The sequence below is a fragment of the Pseudomonas paeninsulae genome (assembly GCF_035621475.1).
GTDB lineage: Bacteria > Pseudomonadota > Gammaproteobacteria > Pseudomonadales > Pseudomonadaceae > Aquipseudomonas > Aquipseudomonas paeninsulae.
In genome coordinates this window covers 1,424,249-1,445,388 of the sequence record NZ_CP141799.1, presented here as the reverse complement: position 1 = coordinate 1,445,388, position 21,140 = coordinate 1,424,249, and the positions used below count along the sequence as shown (strand labels likewise).

The 21,140-nt window shown below is 60.5% G+C and carries 20 protein-coding genes; 5 read left to right on the top strand and 15 right to left on the bottom strand.

Annotated elements, in window-relative coordinates; all coding sequences use genetic code 11:
- Window positions 1-56 precede the first annotated feature (56 nt).
- From rnhB to rpsB, 15 genes are all read right to left on the bottom strand, one after another.
- A complete protein-coding gene (gene rnhB, locus VCJ09_RS06570; protein WP_324733639.1) occupies window positions 57-653 on the bottom strand; it encodes a ribonuclease HII in 597 nt (198 codons plus the stop codon).
- Window positions 653-1,786, bottom strand: a complete 1,134-nt coding sequence (lpxB, locus tag VCJ09_RS06565) for a lipid-A-disaccharide synthase (protein WP_324733638.1) — start codon at window positions 1,784-1,786, stop codon at window positions 653-655. Before lpxB ends, rnhB begins: the two co-directional genes overlap by 1 nt.
- Window positions 1,787-1,789: 3 nt before the next feature.
- On the bottom strand, window positions 1,790-2,566 hold the full coding sequence (gene lpxA, locus VCJ09_RS06560; RefSeq protein WP_079201111.1) for an acyl-ACP--UDP-N-acetylglucosamine O-acyltransferase: 777 nt from the start codon (window positions 2,564-2,566) through the stop codon (window positions 1,790-1,792).
- Window positions 2,563-3,003, bottom strand: a complete 441-nt coding sequence (fabZ, locus tag VCJ09_RS06555) for a 3-hydroxyacyl-ACP dehydratase FabZ (protein WP_305255122.1) — start codon at window positions 3,001-3,003, stop codon at window positions 2,563-2,565. The genes lpxA and fabZ overlap by 4 nt, the downstream gene beginning before the upstream one ends.
- Window positions 3,004-3,050: 47 nt before the next feature.
- Complete coding sequence (gene lpxD, locus VCJ09_RS06550; protein ID WP_324733637.1) at window positions 3,051-4,109, bottom strand: UDP-3-O-(3-hydroxymyristoyl)glucosamine N-acyltransferase; 1,059 nt, start codon at window positions 4,107-4,109, stop codon at window positions 3,051-3,053.
- A gap of 2 nt (window positions 4,110-4,111) precedes the next feature.
- Window positions 4,112-4,615, bottom strand: coding sequence for an OmpH family outer membrane protein (locus VCJ09_RS06545; RefSeq protein WP_079201108.1), 504 nt, complete (start codon window positions 4,613-4,615; stop codon window positions 4,112-4,114).
- A gap of 47 nt (window positions 4,616-4,662) precedes the next feature.
- Window positions 4,663-7,023, bottom strand: a complete 2,361-nt coding sequence (gene bamA, locus VCJ09_RS06540; RefSeq protein WP_324733636.1) for an outer membrane protein assembly factor BamA — start codon at window positions 7,021-7,023, stop codon at window positions 4,663-4,665.
- Window positions 7,024-7,097: 74 nt separating this feature from the next.
- Window positions 7,098-8,450, bottom strand: a complete 1,353-nt coding sequence (gene rseP / locus VCJ09_RS06535) for an RIP metalloprotease RseP (protein WP_324733635.1) — start codon at window positions 8,448-8,450, stop codon at window positions 7,098-7,100.
- A 69-nt stretch (window positions 8,451-8,519) separates the two neighbouring features.
- Window positions 8,520-9,707, bottom strand: coding sequence for a 1-deoxy-D-xylulose-5-phosphate reductoisomerase (ispC, locus tag VCJ09_RS06530; RefSeq protein WP_324733634.1), 1,188 nt, complete (start codon window positions 9,705-9,707; stop codon window positions 8,520-8,522).
- A complete protein-coding gene (locus VCJ09_RS06525) occupies window positions 9,704-10,519 on the bottom strand; it encodes a phosphatidate cytidylyltransferase (protein ID WP_079201104.1) in 816 nt (271 codons plus the stop codon). Before VCJ09_RS06525 ends, ispC begins: the two co-directional genes overlap by 4 nt.
- Window positions 10,519-11,274, bottom strand: coding sequence for a polyprenyl diphosphate synthase (gene uppS, locus VCJ09_RS06520; protein ID WP_324733633.1), 756 nt, complete (start codon window positions 11,272-11,274; stop codon window positions 10,519-10,521). Before uppS ends, VCJ09_RS06525 begins: the two co-directional genes overlap by 1 nt.
- Window positions 11,275-11,290: 16 nt before the next feature.
- Window positions 11,291-11,848, bottom strand: coding sequence for a ribosome recycling factor (gene frr / locus VCJ09_RS06515; RefSeq protein WP_079201102.1), 558 nt, complete (start codon window positions 11,846-11,848; stop codon window positions 11,291-11,293).
- Complete coding sequence (pyrH, locus tag VCJ09_RS06510) at window positions 11,845-12,588, bottom strand: UMP kinase (protein ID WP_172147861.1); 744 nt, start codon at window positions 12,586-12,588, stop codon at window positions 11,845-11,847. Before pyrH ends, frr begins: the two co-directional genes overlap by 4 nt.
- 195 nt (window positions 12,589-12,783) lie before the next feature.
- Window positions 12,784-13,653, bottom strand: coding sequence for a translation elongation factor Ts (tsf, locus tag VCJ09_RS06505; protein WP_324733632.1), 870 nt, complete (start codon window positions 13,651-13,653; stop codon window positions 12,784-12,786).
- Between the two features lie 176 nt (window positions 13,654-13,829).
- Window positions 13,830-14,591: a 30S ribosomal protein S2 gene (gene rpsB, locus VCJ09_RS06500; RefSeq protein WP_079201100.1), complete on the bottom strand. Its 762-nt coding sequence runs from the start codon at window positions 14,589-14,591 to the stop codon at window positions 13,830-13,832.
- 273 nt (window positions 14,592-14,864) lie between these two features.
- Between rpsB and map the strand changes: the two genes are divergently transcribed.
- Genes map through dapD form a run of 5 tightly spaced genes read left to right on the top strand, consistent with a single transcriptional unit; the run spans window position 14,865 to window position 21,056 of the window.
- Window positions 14,865-15,647 carry a type I methionyl aminopeptidase gene (gene map, locus VCJ09_RS06495; RefSeq protein ID WP_079201099.1) on the top strand — a complete coding sequence of 261 codons (783 nt, stop codon included), beginning with the start codon at window positions 14,865-14,867 and terminating at the stop codon, window positions 15,645-15,647.
- 32 nt (window positions 15,648-15,679) lie between these two features.
- Window positions 15,680-18,382, top strand: a complete 2,703-nt coding sequence (locus VCJ09_RS06490) for a [protein-PII] uridylyltransferase (RefSeq protein ID WP_324733631.1) — start codon at window positions 15,680-15,682, stop codon at window positions 18,380-18,382.
- Window positions 18,383-18,435: 53 nt separating this feature from the next.
- Entirely contained in the window at window positions 18,436-19,632 is a 1,197-nt protein-coding gene (gene dapC, locus VCJ09_RS06485; RefSeq protein WP_324733630.1) for a succinyldiaminopimelate transaminase, read from the top strand.
- Between the two features lie 2 nt (window positions 19,633-19,634).
- Entirely contained in the window at window positions 19,635-19,982 is a 348-nt protein-coding gene (locus VCJ09_RS06480; protein ID WP_324733629.1) for an ArsC family reductase, read from the top strand.
- Between the two features lie 39 nt (window positions 19,983-20,021).
- Window positions 20,022-21,056, top strand: coding sequence for a 2,3,4,5-tetrahydropyridine-2,6-dicarboxylate N-succinyltransferase (gene dapD, locus VCJ09_RS06475; protein WP_324733628.1), 1,035 nt, complete (start codon window positions 20,022-20,024; stop codon window positions 21,054-21,056).
- The last annotated feature ends 84 nt before the right edge of the window (window positions 21,057-21,140 follow it).

The window sequence follows — 21,140 nt, the reverse complement described above, 5'->3', positions numbered from 1 at the left end:
AGATGCAGGCTCAACAGCAGAGATTTCGGGCCTACAGCCGAATGGCGGCGACGGCCTCAGTCGTCCAGCAGCGCACGCACCGGGGCAAATGAGCGCCGGTGAATCGGCGTTGGCCCCAGGCGGCGCAAGGCTTCCAGATGCACGGGAGTGGGATAGCCCTTGTGCCCGGCGATGCCGTAACCGGGATACAACGCATCGAGCAGCTGCATCTCGCGATCGCGGCTGACCTTGGCCAGAATCGAGGCCGCGGCGATCGCCGGGACCTGGCTGTCGCCCTTGATCACAGCCGTGCTCGGCACTTGCAGGATGGGGCAACGATTACCGTCGATCAGCGCCAGCCGGGGCACGACACTCAAGCCCTCGACCGCGCGCTGCATGGCCAGCATGGTCGCGTGGAGGATGTTCAGGCGGTCGATTTCCTCCACCTCGGCGCGGGCGACGCACCAGGCCAGGGCTTTCTCGCAGATTTCATCGAAGAGCTGCTCGCGCCGTGCAGCGCTGAGCTTCTTCGAATCGTTCAGTCCCAGAATCGGCCGCAACGGATCGAGAATTACCGCTGCAGTGACCACAGCTCCGCACAATGGGCCACGGCCGACTTCATCGACACCGGCGACCAGCTCCTGCACCTGACTGAAGTCCAGACCCAGCTGCATCAGGCCTGCCCTATCAGTTTGAGCACGGCCTCGGCCGCCTGGGCAGACGCATCACGGCGCAGGGCACGGTGAATCACATCGAAGCCTTCGGTCTGTACTACACCGTCATTGAGCAGAGGCGCCAAGGCCTGGGCCAAAGCTTCCGGGGTTGCCGCATGCTGAATCAGCTCAGGAACCAACATACGCTCGGCCAACAAATTGGGCAGCGCGAAATAGGCACTGCTGACCAGGCGTTTGAGAATCAGGTAAGTCAGCGGTGCGACCTTGTAGGCCACCACCATTGGTCGCTTGTACAGCAGGGCTTCCAGGGTGGCCGTACCCGAGGCGATGAGCACCGCATCGCAAGCCGCCAGGGCATCGTGGGAGCGGCCATCGAGCAGGGTCAAGGGCAAGTCACGCCCGACCAGCATTTGCTCCAGCTGCACGCGGCGCTCAGGGCTGGCACAGGGCACGACGAAACGGATGCCCGGACGCAGGGTACGCAGACGCACCGCCGCATCGAGAAACAACGCGCCCAAACGCGCCACTTCACCGCCCCGACTGCCCGGCAGCAAGGCCACTACGGCGCTGTCCTGCGGCAAGTCCAGGGCCTCGCGCGCCGCCGCCCGGTCGGCCTGCAGGGGAATCGCATCGGCCAGTGGATGACCGACGAAACGCACCGGCACCTGATGGGCGTCGTAGAACTGCGCCTCGAACGGAAACAGGGTCAGCATCAGGTCGCAGGCGTCACGAATCTTCAACACGCGCTTCTGCCGCCAGGCCCAGACGGAGGGGCTGACGTAGTGCACGGTCTTAATCCCGGCACGGCGCAATTTGAGCTCGAGGCCCAGGTTGAAATCCGGCGCATCGATGCCGATGAACACGTCCGGCTTGGCGTCGATCAGGGTCTTGATCAACTGCCTGCGCCGCGCCAGCAACTCCGGCAGCCGGCCGAGCACTTCGACCAGGCCCATCACCGCCAGGCGTTCCATGGGAAAATAGGAACTCAGGCCCTCGGCCTGCATACGTGGGCCGCCGACGCCGATGAATTCGATTTGTGGATGACGGGCCTTCAAGGCCTGCATCAGGCCGGCGCCGAGAATGTCGCCGGAGGCTTCACCAGCCACCAGCGCGACGCGCAATAGATCCGCCATGAGCTAGCGGGTAATGCCGCGATTGGACGCCTGGATCGAGTCGCGGAACACCGCAACCTCAGGGAACTGCAGCGAAGGCTCCACCAACTCGGCCAAGGCTTCTTCTATGGTCAAGCCTTGGCGATAGACGGTCTTGTAGGCGCGGCGTAGCGCATGGATCGACTCGGCACTGAAACCGCGACGGCGCAGGCCTTCGAAATTCATGCTACGGGCTTCCGCCGGATTGCCGGAAACCGTGACATAGGCCGGTACGTCCTTGCCAATCGCCGTGCCCATGCCGGCAAAGCTGTGCGCGCCGATATGGCAGAACTGATGCACCAGGGTGTAACCGGACAGAATCGCCCAGTCGCCGATATGCACATGTCCCGCCAGCGCGGTGTTATTGACCAGAATGCAATGGTTGCCAATCACGCTGTCATGGCCGATGTGCGCATAGGCCATGATCAGGTTGTGATCGCCCACGGTGGTCTCGTCGCGGTCCTGGATGGTGCCCCGATGCATGGTGACACCTTCGCGAATGATGTTGTGATCGCCAATCACCAGACGCGTGGGCTCGCCCTTGTACTTACGATCCGGCGTGTCCTCGCCCAGCGAGGAGAACTGATAGACGCGATTGTGCTTACCAATTCTGGTTGGCCCTTTGATGATCACATTAGGCCCAAGCACTGTACCCTCACCAATCTCCACATCAGGCCCTATGATCGACCAAGGGCCGACGACAACGTCGTCAGCCAGCTTGGCAGAAGGATCAATGATGGCGCGAGGGTCAATCAAACTCATAGTTTGCGTTCCGCACAGATGATTTCAGCCGAACATACTTCCTTGCCGTCGACACTGGCCTTGCATTCAAACTTCCAGATGCTGCGCTTGTTACTCAGGTGGCGGGCCTCGAGGATCAGTTGATCACCCGGCACCACTGGCTGACGAAAGCGCAGCTTGTCCGAGCCGACGAAGTAATACAGGGTACCGTCCGAAGGCTTCAAACCCATCATCTTGAAGCCCAGTATGCCGGCCGCCTGGGCCATTGCCTCGATGATCAACACGCCGGGCATGATCGGATGCTGGGGAAAGTGCCCGTTGAAGAATGGCTCATTGATGCTGACATTCTTGTGCGCACGAATGCACTTGCCCTCAACATCCAGATCCACTACCCGATCTACCAGCAGGAACGGATAACGATGCGGCAGGTACTCACGTATTTCGTTGATGTCCATCATGTCCAGAGAAGCCTGTAATAAAAAGAGGAGAGCGCGGCATAGCCGGCTCAGGCATCAGATGAGGCGTTCCCGCTGGAGGTCACGGCAGCCAGTTGTTTTTCCAACTGTTGCAGTCGCCGCGCCATGTCATCCAACTGACGAATTCGTGCCGCACTCTTGCGCCACTCGCCCGCAGGCTGCATGGCGGTACCAGAAGAATAAGAACCCGGCTCGGTGATCGAGCGGGTCACCATGGTCATACCCGTGACGAAGACTCCGTCGCAGACTTCGATGTGTCCGACCATGCCGACGCCACCGGCGATCATGCAGTTCTTGCCAATTTTGGTGCTGCCGGAAATACCCGCACAACCGGCCATGGCCGTGTTGTCGCCGATCTGCACGTTGTGCGCGATCATGATCTGGTTGTCCAGCTTGACCCCGTTACCGATCAGCGTGTCTGCCAGCGCACCGCGATCGATGGTGGTATTGGCGCCGATTTCGACGTCGTCGCCGATCACCACACCACCGATCTGGGCAATCTTCTGCCAGACACCCTTCTCGTTGGCGAAGCCGAAGCCCTCGCCGCCGATCACCGCGCCCGACTGGATCACCACCCGTTTGCCGATGCGCACATCGTGATACAGGGTGACTCGCGGCGCGAGCCAGCCACCCTCACCGATCAGCGAACGCGCACCGATCACGCAATGCGCGCCGATCGTCACGCCGGCGTCGATCCGCGCACCGCGCTCGATCACCGCGTATGCACCGACACTGGCACTGGCATCCACCTGCGCATCATCGGCCACCCATGCGGTTGCATGCACACCAGCCGCAGCCTGTGGCTTGCGATCGAACAGGTGGGAGAGCTGCGCATAAGCCAGATAGGGATTGGCGACCAGCAAGGCGTTGCCGCTGTAATTCTCGGCATCGGCGGCGGTCAGCAAGACCGCGCCGGCACGGCAATCGGGCAGGTATTTGCGGTATTGCGGATTAGCCAGAAAGCTCAGTTGATCAGGGCCAGCCTCCTGCAAGGTGGCCAAACCACTGATCGCTTTATCGGCGGTGCCACGTAAGGTGGCATCCAGCCGTTCGGCCAGCTGAGCGAGGGTAAAAACCGGAGCCTGCATGATCAGCGCAGCTGATTCATGCGCTCGATAACCTGCAGAGTGATGTCGAACTGGGGCTTGACATCGATCACCGCACCGCGCTCGAGCACCAGGTCGAAGTTACCTTTCTTGATCACTTCTTCCACGGCTTTATCCAGGTTCGGCTTGAGCTTTTTCAGCATCTCGCGATCGGCAACTGCCTTGGATTCGTTCAGCTCTTTGGACTGAAACTGGAAATCGCGGGCCTTCTGCTTGAATTCCAGCTCCAGACGCTCACGCTCGGCGGTCTGCATTTTTTCGCCATCTTTGACGATGCGATCCTGGATGCGCTTGGCATCGCTTTCCAGGGTCTTGAGCTTGCTCAGCTGCGGGCCGAATTTTTTCTCGGCATCGACCGCATAGCGCTTGGCCGCATCGGACTCGAGCAGCGCCATTTGGTAATTGAGTACTGCTACTTTCATTTCGGCAAATGCTGGGGTCGCCAGCAGGGCCACGCTTAACAGAACCAGTTGGGTCAACTTACGCACGGTGCAACTCCTGCAAAAACTGTTGTAGTAGTTCAGTAATCGGACGCTTAGAACGTCTGACCGAGGGAGAACTGGAATACCTGAGTGTCGGCGTCGTCCGGTTTGACGACCGGCATGGCCAGGCTGAAACTCAACGGCCCCAGCGCGGTGATCCAAGTCAGGCCCACACCCACGGAGCTGGCGAGACTCCCAGCATCCAAGCTACAGCTGTCGCTAAGGGCTTCCTGGCTGGCACTGCAGTTGGTGTCGAACACGTTACCTACGTCCCAGAACAGTGCGGTACGCAGCGAACGCTGATCCTTGACGAACGGCATCGGGAACAGCAATTCGACGCCACCCTGGATCAGCACATTACCACCGAACGGCAACGGATCCTGATCGGGATCGAGCTGAGTGCCCGGCTTGGTACCTGTACTTGGCGTGCTACGCGGGCCCAGACTGCTGTCCTCGAAACCGCGTACCGAGCCGAAACCGCCAGCATAGTAGTGCTCGTAGAACGGCAGCTCGGCAGTCGAGCCGTAACTATCGCCATAGCCCAGCTGGGTGTGGAAGCGAAGGCTGTAGTTGTCGCTCAGCGGCTTGAACACCTGGCCACGGTAGTCGAGCTTGTAGAACGACAGGTCGCTACCCGGCACCGTGGTTTCGAACACCAGGCTCTGGGAATGGCCACGGGTGGCCATGACGCCGCGATTGAGGGTCGACTCCGACCAGCCCACCGAGGCCTTGAGGTTCAGGTAGCTGTCGCCTTCCTGTTCGAGGAAATCGAAGATCTCATCGACCGTGAACACACCAGTGCTGATGTCATCCTGCTGAGCCGTCAGGCCATAGGTCAGGCGCGAGGTTTCGCTGATCGGGTAACCGATGCTGGCGCCAACGCCATAACTGTCCACCGCATAGCTGGACACATCGGTGTCGAGTTCGTCGTAGTCAGTGGTGCGATAGAAGGCGTTGTAGCCCAAACTGACGCCATCGGCAGTCCAGTAGGGGTCGACGAAACCGAAGTTGTAGCGTTCCTGGAATTCGCTGCGGGTCAAGCCGACGCTGACTTTGTTACCCGTCCCGAGGAAGTTGTTCTGGGTGATCGAGCCACCGAGGATCAGACCGGCGTTCTGGGCGAAACCGACGCTGGCGGTGATCGAACCGGACGCCTGCTCTTCGACGCTGTAGTTGACGTCGATCTGGTCGTCGGTGCCCGGCACTTGTGGGGTTTCGACGTTGACTTCCTTGAAGAAGCCCAAGCGCTCCAGACGGGTTTTCGACTGATCGATCAGGTAGGTCGAAGCCCAGCCGCCTTCGATCTGGCGCATTTCACGGCGCAGCACTTCGTCTTCCGACTTGGTGTTGCCACGGAAGTTGATGCGGTTGACGTAAGCACGCTTACCCGGATCGATGACGAAGGTAATGGAGACCGTGTTGTCTTCATCATGCGCTTCCGGCAAACCGTTGACGTTGGCGAAGGTGTAGCCCTCGTTACCCAGACGGCGAGTGATCAGTTCGGAGGTGGTGGTCATCACCTTGCGCGAGAAAACCTGACCTTCCTGTACCAGCAGCAACGACCTGATGTCTTCTTCCGGCACCTTCAAGTCACCGGAGAGCTTCACCTCACGCACGCTGTACTTCTGGCCTTCGTCGATGTTGACGGTGATGTAGACGTGTTTCTTGTCCGGGGTAATGGACACCTGGGTCGAGGAAATATCCATATTGATGTAGCCGCGATCCAGGTAGTAGGAGCGCAGACGCTCCAGGTCACCGGAAAGCTTTTCGCGGGCATACTTGTCGTCGTTTCTGAAGAACGACAGCCAGTTGCTGGTCTTCAGCTCGAACAGATCGATCAGGTCTTCGTCGGCGAAGGCGCTGTTGCCCACCACATTGATGTGCTGGATGGCGGCGACCGTGCCTTCATTGATATTGATTTTCAGCGCCACGCGGTTACGCGGCTGCGGAATCACTTCGGTTTCGATTTCGGCCGAGTAACGTCCCTGGGCCACATATTGGCGCTGCAGTTCGTTACGCACACCTTCGAGGGTCGCACGCTGGAAGATCTCGCCTTCGGCCAGCCCGGACTGATTCAGTCCCTTAAGCAGGTCTTCGCTGCTGATGGCCTTGTTACCGTCGATCTCGATGCCGGAAATCGACGGCCGCTCCACCACGGTAATGACCAGCACGTCACCATCACGGCCGAGTTGGATATCCTGGAAGAAACCGGTTTTGAACAGGCCACGAGTTGCCTCCACCAGCGAGCGGTCATCAGCCTCTTCACCGACATTGAGCGGCAAGGCACCGAATACGCTGCCCGCAGACACACGCTGCAGGCCATTGACGCGGATATCGGAGATGGTGAAGGACTCGGCGTGAACTTCGGCGATCATCAATGCGGCAAGCACCGCAGGTAGCAGCAGACGTTTCATGAAGTCCTTTCTTATTCCAACTGACAATAAAAAATCTGCCGCCCAAGGCGACAGATTTGTAATTCAGTAACGGTCTACAGTCGACCCAGGTCGTTGATCAAGGCCAGCAACATCACCCCGATCACCAAACTGATACCAATCTGCATCCCCCAACCCTGCACCCGTTCCGACAGTGGACGACCACGCACCCACTCGACCAGGTAATAAAGCAGATGCCCCCCATCCAGCACAGGGATTGGCAACAAATTGAGAACCCCCAGACTTATGCTCAAGTAGGCGAGGAAGTTGAGAAAATCCCCCAAGCCCGACTCGGCCGAAGCGCCCGCCACTTTAGCAATGGTTATCGGCCCGCTCAAGTTTTTTACCGAGAGCTCGCCAAACAGCATTTTCTTCAGCGAGTCGAGGGTCAGCAGACTCATCGTCCAGGTACGCCGAAAGCCCTCAGCCACGGCCTCCAGCGGCCCGAAACTGACCTCGCGAAGCATCTCAGCTGGCCACTCGACACCTGCAACGCCCGCGCCCAGATAACCTCTGCGGGCCTCACCCTCTCCGCGTGCGGCGAGGTTCACGGCCACTTGCATATCTCGCCCATCGCGCTTGACCAGCAGGGTTACGGCTTCGGCCGGCATGGCCTGCACGCGATCGACCAGCTGCTGCCACTCATCCAGCGGCTCGCCATTGAGCATCAGCAGCTGGTCGCCAACCAGTAATCCGGCAGCCTGCGCCGGGCCTTTCGGATCCAGCTGCGCCAACACCGGCAACAGCGCCGGGCGCCAGGGGCGAATGCCAAGGGCGGCGATCGGATTTGGCTCCTCAACGCCCCTGAGCCAATCTTTCAGCACGATTTGCCGCGGGCCAGCGGTTGTGGAACCCTGATCGCGGGCATCGACACTCAAGGTGCCACTTTCGCCCAGGCGCCGCACCAACTGCAGGTTGACCGCCGCCCAGCCAGTGGTCGGCTCACCATTGACCGCAACGATTTCCTGCCCAACCTGCAAGCCGGCATCGGCCGCCAGACTACCGACCTCAACGGCGCCGATGACCGGACGCACCTGCTGGCTGCCGAGCATCGCCACCGCCCAGAAAAACACCAGGGCCAGCAGGAAGTTGGCAACCGGCCCCGCTGCCACTATGGCAATACGCTGACCTACGCTCTTGCGATTGAACGATTGATCGAGCTGCTCGGGCGGCACATCACCTTCGCGCTCATCGAGCATCTTGACGTAGCCACCCAGGGGAATGGCGGCGATGACGAACTCGGTGCCCTGGCGATCATGCCAGCGCACCAGCGGCGTGCCGAAGCCCACGGAGAACCGCAGAACCTTGACCCCGCAGCGGCGCGCCACCCAGAAGTGACCAAACTCGTGAAAAGTAACCAGCACCCCAAGTGCAACCAGGGTACCGACAATCATATAGAGCGCACTCATCTAGCTTCTCCGCGACTGGGGGTGTGCTCGCAGCAAATGACCAACCATGCGGCGTTCTGCTTGCGCTTATCAACCACGACGATTCAGCCATTGCTCGGCAAGCACACGCGCTCGACGATCTGCCGCCAGGACTGCATCCACACTTTCGACTGCAACGCCCGGCTCGGCGTTCAGCACAGCCTCAATGATACTCGCGATCTCGGGAAAGCGAATGCGCCGCTCGAGAAAGGCCGCCACCGCCACCTCATTGGCCGCATTGAGCATGGCCGGCACACTGCCGCCCGCCTCTGCCGCCTCGCGCGCCAGTCGCAAGCAGGGAAAACGCTGCTCGTCCGGCGCATGGAAGTCCAGCCGGGCGATGGCGAACAGATCCAGCGGCGCCACCCCCGAATCAATGCGCTGTGGCCAGGCCAGGGCATGGCTGATCGGCGTGCGCATGTCCGGGTTACCCAGCTGCGCCAACACCGAACCATCGACATAGTCGACCAGCGAATGGATCACGCTCTGCGGATGGATTACCACCTCGACCTGCGCCGGCTTGGCGTCGAACAGCCAGCAGACCTCGATCAACTCGAGGCCCTTGTTCATCATGCTCGCCGAATCCACCGAGATCTTGCGCCCCATCGACCAGTTGGGATGGGCGCAGGCTTGCTCGGGAGTCACCTCGTGCAACTGTTCCAGTGGCGTTTCGCGGAACGGGCCGCCGGATGCGGTCAACAAAATCCGCCGCACGCCCACTTGCTCCAGCCCGCGGGCATAATCGCCGGGCAAGCACTGAAAGATTGCATTGTGTTCGCTGTCGATGGGCAACAAGACCGCACCGCTGCGCCGCACCGCCTCGATAAACAGGGCGCCGGACATCACCAGCGCCTCCTTGTTGGCCAACAGGACCTTCTTGCCCGCCTCGACTGCCGCCAGCGTCGGCTTGAGTCCAGCCGCGCCGACAATAGCCGCCATCACCGCATCCACCTCGGGATGGGCGGCCACTTCGCACAGGCCCTGTTCGCCGAACAGCACCCGCGTCGCCAGGCCCGCCGCATGCAAACCACCCTGCAGATGGCGCGCCGAGCGCTCATCCGGCACCACGGCATAGCGCGGCCGGTAGATCATGCACAGCGCCTCCAACTCAACCAGGCGGCTGAAGCCGGACAAGGCAAACACTTGATAACGCGCGGGGTGTCGGCCGATCACATCGAGGGTACTGAGGCCGATGGAGCCCGTGGCCCCGAGCACTGTAATCTGCTGCACCTGGCTCACAGGGCACCCCAACCGGCCAGCCACAACAGCGCGGCGAACATTGGAATGGCGGCGGTCAGGCTGTCGATGCGATCGAGCACCCCGCCGTGTCCCGGCAGCAGATTGCTGCTGTCCTTGAGCCCAGCCTGACGCTTGAACATGCTCTCGGTCAGATCGCCGACCACCGAAATCGACACCACCAGCGCCGCACCCGCCAGCGCCATGAACAACTCACTGGCGAACCAGTCCCTATAGAGCCCCACCGCCAGGGTGATCAGCAGGCTGGTAATCAGGCCGCCAATCACGCCCTCCCAGCTTTTGCCCGGACTGACCCGCGGCGCCAGCTTGCGCTTGCCAAAGGCCTTGCCGGTGAAATAGGCACCAATATCCGCGCCCCAGACCAGCACCATCACCGCCAGGATCAAACCGTTGGCCAGTGGCCACTGCTTGAACAGCACCAAGCCTTGCCAGGCCGGCAGCAGGATCAGCAAGCCGATCAACAACCGACCCGGCAACCCGGCCCAATAGCGGCTACTGGCCGGATAGCTCAACACCAGCACAGTGGCCAGCGCCCACCAGACGACAGCGAGCAGCAACAGCCAGGGCGCCAATGTCGGCAATTGATAGAGCCCGAATAACAGCGCAGCAACCCCTGCGGCATAGGCCACTCGCAGCGGCTGTCCGGCCAGGCCCGCCAGGCGCGCCCACTCCCAGGCACCCAGACTGACCACGGCGCCAATGAACAGCGCAAAGGCCGCACCATCGAGCAGAAAGAACCCGCCCAGGGCGATGGGCAGTAACACCAACGCAGTCATGATCCGTTGTTTAAGCATCAGGCACGCGCCTCGGCATCGACCTGTTCAGCGGATCGACCAAAACGCCGCTGGCGCTTGGCGTAATCCGCCAAGGCCTTGCGCATGGCATCGTGCTTGAAATCAGGCCAGAACAGATCAGAGAAATACAGCTCGCTGTAGGCCAACTGCCATAACAGGAAATTACTGATGCGATGCTCGCCACCCGTACGGATGCACAAATCGGGCAAGGGCAAATCGCCGGTCGCCAGACAGCTCTGCAACAGCTCGGGGGTAATATTTTCAGGCCGCAAGTGCCCGCCCTGAACCTCGCGAGCGAGCCGCTGCGCCGCCTGCGCAATATCCCACTGCCCGCCATAGTTGGCGGCAATCTGCAGGACGAAACGTTTGGCGCCAGCGGTCAAGGCTTCAGCCTCACGCATGGCGGCTTGCAGCTCCGGATGGAAGCGCGAGCGATCGCCAATGATGCGCAGACTGATGCCGTTCTCGTCGAGCTTCTTCGCCTCGCGGCGCAGCGCGCCGAGGAACAACTCCATCAGCGCCCCGACCTCGTCGGCTGGACGCTGCCAGTTCTCGCTGGAGAAGGCGAACAGGGTCAACACCTCGACCCCGGTCTCGGCGCACACCTCAATGACCGCGCGCACCGCATCGACGCCAGCCTTATGCCCGGCAATTCCCGGCAACAGACGCTTGCGCGCCCAGCGGTTATTACCGTCCATGATGATCGCCACATGACGTGGCACGGCCGCTTTAGCGCCGCCTATGGTCTTGTGCATAAGGATCTCCTGACCGCTAAACGGCCATCAGATCCGCTTCTTTCTGCTTCACAGCCACTTCGATTTCCGCCACGAACTTGTCAGTCAGCTTCTGGATATCATCGGCGGCACGACGCTCTTCGTCTTCGCTGATTTCTTTCTCTTTGACCAGATCTTTCAGCTGACTCAAGGCATCACGGCGGATATTGCGCACGGCAATACGGCCATCTTCCGCGGCATCACGCGCCTGCTTGGTGAAGCCCTTGCGGGTTTCTTCGGTCAGCGCCGGCATGGAAATCAGCAGCAACTCGCCCAGGTTGGTCGGATTGAAGCCCAGACCGGAACTCTGGATCGCCTTGTCGACAGCAGCCAGCATGCCGCGCTCGAACGCGACAACCTGCAGGGTGCGGGAATCCTTGACGGTCACGTTGGCAACCTGATTCAAGGGGGTGTCGGAACCGTAATAAGACACCATCACGCCACCCAGAATGCTTGGATGAGCCTGGCCGGTACGAATACGACTGAAAGCATGGGTCAGCGAATCCAGGCTCTTCTGCATACGTTCCTGGGTATCTTTCTTGATCTCGTTGATCATTTTTCACTTTCCTCGATCAGAGTACCTTCGGCACCGCCCAGCACGATATTCAGCAGGGCACCGGGTTTATTCATATTGAAGACGCGCAGCGGCATCTTGTGATCACGGCACAAGCAGATGGCCGTCAGATCCATCACACCAAGCTTGCGATCCAGCACTTCATCGTAAGTCAGGTGATCGAACTTCTCTGCATGCGGATCCTTGAACGGATCGGCAGTGTACACACCGTCCACCTTGGTCGCCTTCAACACCACGTCGGCATCGGTCTCAATGGCCCGCAGGCAGGCGGCCGAATCGGTGGTGAAGAACGGATTGCCGGTGCCAGCGGCAAAGATCACCACCTCACCGGTTTTCAGGTGACGCAACGCCTTGCGCCGGTCGTAGTGATCGGTCACCCCAACCATGGAAATCGCCGACATCACGATTGCCGGGATATTCGAACGTTCCAGCGCATCGCGCATGGCCAGGGCGTTCATCACGGTCGCGAGCATCCCCATATGGTCGCCAGTCACCCGATCCATGCCGGCTGCGGAGAGCGCCGCCCCACGAAAGAGGTTGCCACCGCCGATGACCAGGCCGACCTGCACGCCGATCCCCACCAACTGGCCAACTTCCAAAGCCATGCGATCGAGCACCTTGGGATCGATGCCGAAATCTTCCGACCCCATCAGGGCCTCGCCGCTAAGTTTGAGCAGAATGCGCTTATAGCGCGGTTGACGACCACTCACCTGCTGAGCCATAACCAGTCTCTCCTGCGGCGTTTGAATTCTTTACGCGCCTTGCGGCACGGGTTTATCGAGCGCTTTGACAACACCCGGAGCCCTTTGTGCTACGCCTACCATCAGCGCAGCAAACAGCCCGACAGCCCCTCAATTTGACAAAGAGGCCGCGCGCGTATGCGGGCAGCCTCTTCGGGGCGACAACTATAAAGCGTCTTACTGCTTGCTGGCAGCCAGTTGTGCAGCAACTTCTTCAGCGAAGTTGTCTACCGGCTTCTCGATGCCTTCGCCGACCTGGAAGCGGGTGAAGGAAACGATTTCAGCACCGCCTTTCTTGGCCAGAGCACCGACCTTGATTTCCGGGTCTTTAACGAAGGCTTGCTCAACCAGACTGGCTTCCGCGAGGAACTTCTGGATACGACCGCCAATCATCTTCTCGACGATTTCAGCCGGCTTGCCCTTGATCTTGTCTTCGTTGAGGCTCATGAACACGGCTTTTTCGCGTGCGATCGCTTCAGCGGACACTTCCGTAGGCAGCAGGAACTCTGGGTTGCTGGCAGCCACGTGCATGGCGATGTCCTTGGCCAGATCAGCGTTACCGCCGCTCAGAACTACAACCACACCAATCTTGTTACCGTGCAGGTAAGCGCCGACCACGTCGCCTTCAACGCGGGCCAGGCGACGAATATTGACGTTCTCGCCTACTTTGGCGATCAGCGCTTCACGCGCAGTTTCCTGAGCGGCGATCAGCGGCGCAGCGTCGGTCAGCTTGTCAGCGATGGCTTTTTCCAGGCTGCTGTTGACGAAATTCTTGAAGTCGTCCTGCAGAGCCAGGAAGTCGGTTTGCGAGTTAACTTCAAGGATCACGGCCGATTTGCCGTCGTCAGCAACCTTGACTGCGATAGCACCTTCGGCAGCGATGTTGCCTGCTTTCTTGGCTGCCTTGATCGCGCCGGAAGCACGCATCTCATCAATGGCTTTCTCGATGTCGCCGCCAGCCTTGGTCAAGGCCTTTTTGCAATCCATCATGCCTTCGCCAGTGCGCTCACGCAGTTCCTTGACTAATGCTGCAGTAATCTCTGCCATTTCAAATTCCTCTTGGATAGGTTGTTAACCATTCCACCCGCCTGAACGGGCGATCAATTCTGTAAACACACTGCTCGAACCCGACCCACAGCAACCGGACGACAATGGTTTTCCAAGTGGCAAAAAGGGGGCCTAGCCCCCTTTCTGCGTAGCGAGTAACGCTTGGCGCGTACCGCTTAGCCCTGAACCGCTTCGGCTGCAGGAGCTGCCGGGACTGCCGGGGCTTGCTCGACGAAATCGTCGCTGCCGCCGCCGGTGTTAGTGCGCCCGCGAACTACGGCATCAGCCATGGCGCCCATGTACAACTGGATAGCGCGGATGGCGTCATCGTTACCCGGAATGATGTAATCAACACCTTCTGGGCTGCTGTTGGTATCGACGACGCCAATAACCGGGATACCCAGCTTGTTGGCTTCGGTGATAGCGATGCGCTCGTGGTCAACGTCGATCACGAACAGAGCGTCCGGCAGACCGCCCATGTCCTTGATACCACCCAGGCTGCGATCCAGTTTTTCCAGATCACGGGTGCGCATCAGAGCTTCTTTCTTGGTCAGCTTGGTGAAAGTGCCGTCTTGGGCTTGAACTTCCAGGTCACGCAGACGCTTGATCGAGGCGCGGATGGTTTTGTAGTTAGTCAGCATGCCGCCCAACCAGCGATGATCGACGTACGGCGAACCGCAACGAGCTGCTTCTTGAGCAACGATCTTGCCAGCGGAACGCTTGGTGCCGACGAACAGAATCTTGTTTTTGCCCGAAGCCAGCTTCTCAACGAACGACAGCGCGTCGTTGAACATCGGCAGGGTTTTTTCAAGGTTGATGATGTGGATCTTGTTACGCGCGCCGAAAATGTACTTACCCATTTTCGGGTTCCAGTAACGGGTCTGGTGACCGAAGTGCACACCGGCCTTCAGCATATCGCGCATATTGACTTGGGACATGGTAGTTCCTTGATAAGTCGGGTTAGGCCTCCACGCATCCCAACCTCCAACCAGTCGCACGTGGCGAAAGGCACCCAGGAAATCGTGTCGATGCGTGTGTGGATTAAAGCTCCCAGGCATACGGCCCGTAAAGCGGCGCGTTTTATACCATAAAAGATAGCCGCAAGCTACAGCCATCGAGCAAAAAGACAACGCGGCCACGCGCGCAGCTTATGGCTTGCAGCTTGAAGCTGCTAACATGACCCTCTTTTCAGTCTGCACCCGAGAGCCCATATGACCGTCACCATCAAGACGCCCGTTGAAATCGAAAAAATGCGCGTAGCCGGCCGCCTCGCTGCCGACGTACTGGAAATGATCGGCGAGCACGTCAAACCCGGAGTCACCACCGAGGAACTGGATCGCATCTGCCATGACTATATTGTCAATGTGCAGCAGGCCATCCCCGCGCCGCTCAACTACAAAGGCTTCCCCAAGTCGATCTGCACCTCGATCAACCACGTGGTCTGCCACGGCATTCCCAACGAAAAGCCGCTGAAAGAGGGCGACGTACTGAACATCGACATCACCGTGATCAAGGACGGCTACCACGGCGATACCAGCAAGATGTTCATGGTCGGCAAGGTGCCGGAATGGGCCGAGCGTCTGGCCAAGATCACCCAGGAGTGCATGTATAAAGGCATTCAACAGGTGCGTCCCGGCACCCGCCTGGGCGACATCGGTGAAGTGATCCAGAAGCACGCGGAGAAAAATGGCTTCTCGGTGGTGCGCGAGTACTGCGGCCACGGCATTGGCGCGGTGTTCCACGAAGAACCGCAGGTACTGCACTACGGCCGCGCTGGCACCGGCATGGAGCTGAAAGAAGGCATGACCTTCACCATCGAGCCGATGATCAACCAGGGCCGCGCGGAAACTCGCCTGCTCGGCGACGGCTGGACCGCGATCACCAAGGATCGCAAGCTCTCGGCGCAGTGGGAACACACCATCCTGGTCACTGCCGACGGCTACGAAATCTTCACCTTGCGCAGCGACGACACCATCTCCCGCACCTCGGCCTAATCATCGCCGCTCTTATAAAGGAAGATCGTCGCATGCCGCAGGTAGACTCCAAGCTGTTCGACCGCGGCCAATTCCAGGCCGAACTGGCGCTCAAGGCCAGTCCCATCGGCGCCTTCAAGAAGGCCATCCGGCGCGCCCATGAGGTGCTCGATGCACGCTTCAAGGAGGGTCGCGAGGTCCGTCGACTGGTCGAGGATCGCGCCTGGTTTACCGATCAGATCCTGCGTGAAGCCTGGGATCGCCTGGAGTGGAGCGAAGACGCCGACATCGCCCTGCTGGCGGTCGGCGGCTATGGCCGTGGCGAGCTGCACCCCTACTCGGATATCGACCTGCTGATCCTGCTCGACAGCGCCGACCACGAAACCTTCCGCGAGCCGATCGAACGCTTCCTCACCCTGCTCTGGGACATCGGTCTGGAGGTCGGGCAAAGCGTGCGCTCGGTCGACGAATGCGCCGATGAAGCCCGCGCCGACCTGACGGTGATCACCAACCTGATGGAAAGCCGCACCATCGCCGGCCCCGAGCGCCTGCGCCAGCGCATGCAGGATGTCACCAGCACCACGCAGATGTGGCCAAGCAAGCACTTCTTCCTAGCCAAACGCAAAGAACAGCGCGCCCGCCACGCCAAGTACAACGACACCGAATACAACCTCGAACCCAACGTGAAGGGTTCGCCGGGTGGCCTGCGCGACATCCAGACCATCCTCTGGGTCGCCCGCCGCCATTTTGGCACCTTGAATTTGCACGCCATGGTCGGCCAGGGCTTTCTCCTGGAAAGCGAATACGCCTTGCTGGTGTCCAGCCAGGAGTTCCTGTGGAAAGTGCGCTACGCCCTGCACATGCTCGCCGGCCGCGCCGAAGACCGCTTGCTGTTCGACTACCAACGCGAGATCGCCAGCCTGCTGGGCTATGAAGATGGCAATGCCAAACTGGCAGTCGAACGCTTCATGCAGAAGTACTACCGGGTAGTGATGGGGATTGCCGAGTTGAGCGATCTGATCAAGCAGCACTTCGAAGAGGAAATCCTCCGCGCCGGCCAAAGCGGCCAGGCGCAGCCGCTGAACAGCCGCTTCCAGCTCCGCGACGGCTATATCGAAGTCACCCACCCCAACGTATTCAAACGCACGCCCTTCGCCATTCTGGAAATCTTCGTGCTGATGGCCCAGCACCCAGAGATCAAGGGCGTGTGTGCCGATACAATTCGCCTGCTACGCGATCACCGCTACCTGATCGACGACGACTTCCGCAGCGACATTCGCAATACCAGCCTGTTCATCGAGTTGTTCAAGAGCGCCCAGGGCATCCACCGCAACCTGCGGCGGATGAACCGCTACGGCATTCTCGGGCGTTACCTGCCCGAGTTCGGCCACATCATCGGGCAAATGCAGCACGACCTGTTCCACATCTATACGGTCGATGCGCACACCCTCAACCTGATCAAGCACCTGCGTAAATTCAAGTGGACGGAGCTGGCCGAGAAATTCCCCCTGGCCAGTAAGCTGATCGGCAAACTGCCCAAGCCCGAATTGATCTACCTGGCCGGGCTTTACCATGACATCGGCAAGGGCCGCGGCGGCGACCACTCCGCGCTGGGCGCGGTGGACGCCGAAGCCTTCTGCGTGCGCCATCAGCTGCCCAACTGGGACCGTAAACTGATCGTCTGGCTGGTGCAGAATCACCTGACAATGTCGTCCACCGCCCAGCGCAAGGACTTGTCCGACCCGCAGGTGATCTACGATTTCGCCCGCCTGGTCGGCGACCAGACGCGCCTGGACTACCTCTATGTGCTGACCGTGGCCGACATCAACGCCACCAACCCCAGCCTGTGGAACTCCTGGCGCGCCAGCCTGCTGCGCCAGCTCTACACCGAAACCAAGCGCGCCCTCAACCGCGGCCTGGAAAACCCGCTGGACCGTGAAGAACAGATTCGCCTGACGCAGAGCGCCGCCCTGGACATTCTGGTGCGCGGCGGCACCGACCCGGACGAGGCCGAACAGCTGTGGTCGCAGCTCGGCGATGACTACTTCCTGCGCCACACCGCCGGCGACGTGGCCTGGCATGCCGAGGCGATCCTGCAGCACGCTAACGACAGCAATCCACTGGTGCTGATCAAGGAAACCACCCAACGCGAATTCGAGGGTGGCACGCAGATCTTCATCTATGCCGCCGACCAGCACGACTTCTTCGCCGTGACCGTGGCCGCCATGGCCCAGCTCAACCTGAACATCCATGACGCGCGGATTCTCACCTCGACCAGCAAGTTCACCCTCGATACCTATATCGTCTTGGAGGCCGAGGGCGGCTCGATTGGCGAAAATCCTGCGCGGATCAAGCGGATCCGCCAGGGCCTGGTCGACGCGCTGAAGAACCCCGATGATTACCCGAACATCATCCAGCGCCGGGTACCGCGCCAGCTCAAGCATTTCGCCTTCGCGCCACGGGTAACCATCCACAATGACGCGCAGCGCCCGGTGACCATCCTCGAGTTGACCGCCCCCGATCGACCGGGCCTGTTGGCCAGGGTCGGGCGGATCTTTCTCGACTTCGACCTGTCACTGCAAAATGCCAAGATCGCTACCCTTGGCGAGCGGGTGGAAGACGTGTTCTTCGTCACCGACGCCAACAACCAGCCGCTGTCCGACCCCGAACTGTGTCGCCGGCTGCAGGAAACCATCATCGAGCAGCTCTCGGACGCCAACGGGCAGACCACAGAACCAAACCGGATAACTATTTGATGACGGCAAGCGCAGGCTACCCAGTAGTCGCTTGCAGTACCCAGGAAAGAAACATGAACGACGCGTTGAACCAGCTGCAGCCCTACCCCTTCGAAAAACTCCGCGCCTTGCTGGCCGGTGCTCAGCCGCCCAGCGACAAGCCGGCCATCGCCCTGTCGATCGGCGAGCCCAAGCATCGCTCGCCGGCTTTCGTCGCCGAGGCGCTCAGCGCCAACCTGGAGAAACTGGCGGTCTACCCCAGCACCCTGGGCATCGCCGAACTGCGTGAAGCGATCGCCAGCTGGTGCAGCCGGCGCTTCAATCTGCCGGCCGGCATGCTCGACCCGGCGCGCCAGGTACTGCCGGTCAACGGCACGCGCGAAGCCCTGTTCGCCTTTACCCAGACCGTGGTGCAACGCGGTGTCGACGGCCTGGTGATCAGCCCCAACCCATTCTACCAGATCTACGAAGGCGCGGCCCTGCTCGCCGGCGCCCAGCCGCACTACCTGGCGTGCCTGGAACAGCATGGCTTCAACCCGGATTTCGATGCGGTGCCGGCCGAAGTGTGGCAGCGCTGCCAGATCCTCTTCCTCTGCTCGCCCGGTAATCCGACTGGCGCGCTGATTCCGTTGGCCACTCTTAAGCGGCTGATCCAGTTGGCCGATGAGTATGATTTCGTCATCGCCGCCGACGAGTGCTACAGCGAGCTGTATTTCGACGAGCCGAACCCACCCGCCGGCCTGCTGACGGCCTGCGCCGAACTGGGTCGCAACGACTTCAAACGCTGCGTGGTGTTCCACAGCCTGTCCAAGCGCTCCAACCTGCCGGGCCTGCGCTCGGGCTTCGTCGCCGGCGACGCCGACATATTGAAAGCTTTCCTGCTGTACCGTACCTACCACGGCTGCGCCATGCCGGTGCCAACCCAACTGGCCAGCATTGCCGCCTGGAACGACGAACAGCACGTCAAGGCCAACCGCGAACTGTACCGCGAGAAGTTCGACGCCGTGTTGGCGATTCTCGATGGCGTGCTCGATGTGCAGCGCCCGGATGGCGGCTTCTACCTGTGGGCCAGAACCCCGATAGACGACGAAACCTTTACCCGTGAACTGTTCGCCCGCGAGCACGTCACCGTGGTGCCCGGTTCCTACCTGTCGCGCAGTGTCGACGGCGTCAACCCAGGCGCCAATCGTGTGCGCATGGCCCTGGTCGCACCGCTGGCCGAGTGCGTGGCAGCCGCCGAACGCATCCGCGCCTTTGTGAAGAGCCTGTAAGCATGAGCAGAACCTTGTTTGGCATCAAAGCCTGCGACACCATGAAGAAAGCCCGCACCTGGCTCGACGAGCACGGGGTAAGCTACGTCTTTCATGATTACAAAACTGTCGGCATCGACCGTGAGAACCTGGACAAGTGGTGCAACGAGCATGGCTGGGAAACCATTCTCAACCGTGCTGGTACCACCTTCCGCAAATTGGACGAGGCGCACAAAGCCGACCTCGACCAAAACAAGGCGATCGGACTGATGCTCGCTCAGCCGTCGATGATCAAGCGCCCGGTGCTGGATCTCGGCAACAAGACCCTGGTTGGTTTCAAGCCCGAGCGCTATGCCGCCGAACTGGCCTGAACAATCCGTACCCATTGAATTCGCGTTAAGGAAAGCAACATGACCACTACCCTCTTCAGCCTGGCCTTCGGTGTCGGCACCCAGAACCGTCAGAGCAACTGGCTGGAAGTCTTCTATGCCCAGCCCCTGCTCAACCCATCGGCCGAACTAGTGGCCAAGGCTGCAGAAAAACTCGGTTACAACGGTGGCAACCAGGCGCTCGGCTTCACCACCCAACAAGCCGGCGACCTGGCCGAGGCCTTGAAAGGTATCGATGCCGCCCAGGCGGCCCTGCTCACCCGCCTGGCGGAAAGCCACCAGCCGCTGGTCGCCACCTTCCTCGCCGAAGATCTGCCCCTGAGCAGCACGCCCGAGGCTTACCTCAAGCTGCACCTGCTGTCCCATCGCCTGGTCAAGCCGCATGGTCTGAACCTGACCGGGATCTTCCCGTTGCTGCCGAACGTGGCCTGGACCAGCCAGGGCGCCATCGACCTGACCGAATTGCCCGAGCGCCAACTAGAAGCACGTCTGCGCAGCGAACTACTGGAAGTCTTCTCGGTGGACAAGTTCCCGAAAATGACCGACTACGTGGTGCCGAGTGGTGTACGCATCGCCGACACCGCTCGCGTACGCCTGGGCGCCTACATTGGTGAAGGCACGACCGTGATGCACGAAGGTTTCGTCAACTTCAATGCCGGCACCGCAGGCCCGGGCATGATCGAAGGCCGCGTCTCCGCCGGCGTATTCGTCGGCAAGGGCTCCGATCTGGGCGGCGGCTGCTCGACCATGGGCACCCTGTCCGGTGGCGGCAACCTGGTGATTTCCGTGGGCGAAGGCTGCCTGATCGGCGCCAACGCCGGTGTCGGCATCCCCCTGGGCGACCGCAACACCGTGGAGTCCGGCCTGTACATCACCGCCGGCACCAAGGTGGCACTGCTCGATGGCCAGAACCAGTTGGTCAAGGTGATCAAGGCGCGCGAACTGGCCGGCCAGCCGGACCTGCTATTTCGCCGTAACTCGCAAACCGGCAGCGTGGAATGCAAGACCCACAAGTCGGCGATCGAGCTGAACGAAGCCCTGCACGCGCATAATTGACCTTGGCGACGAACTGCAAGCCGAGCGCTTGCAGTTTTGTAGGATGGGTTGAGCGCAGCGATACTCATCACGCCCATTATGGGT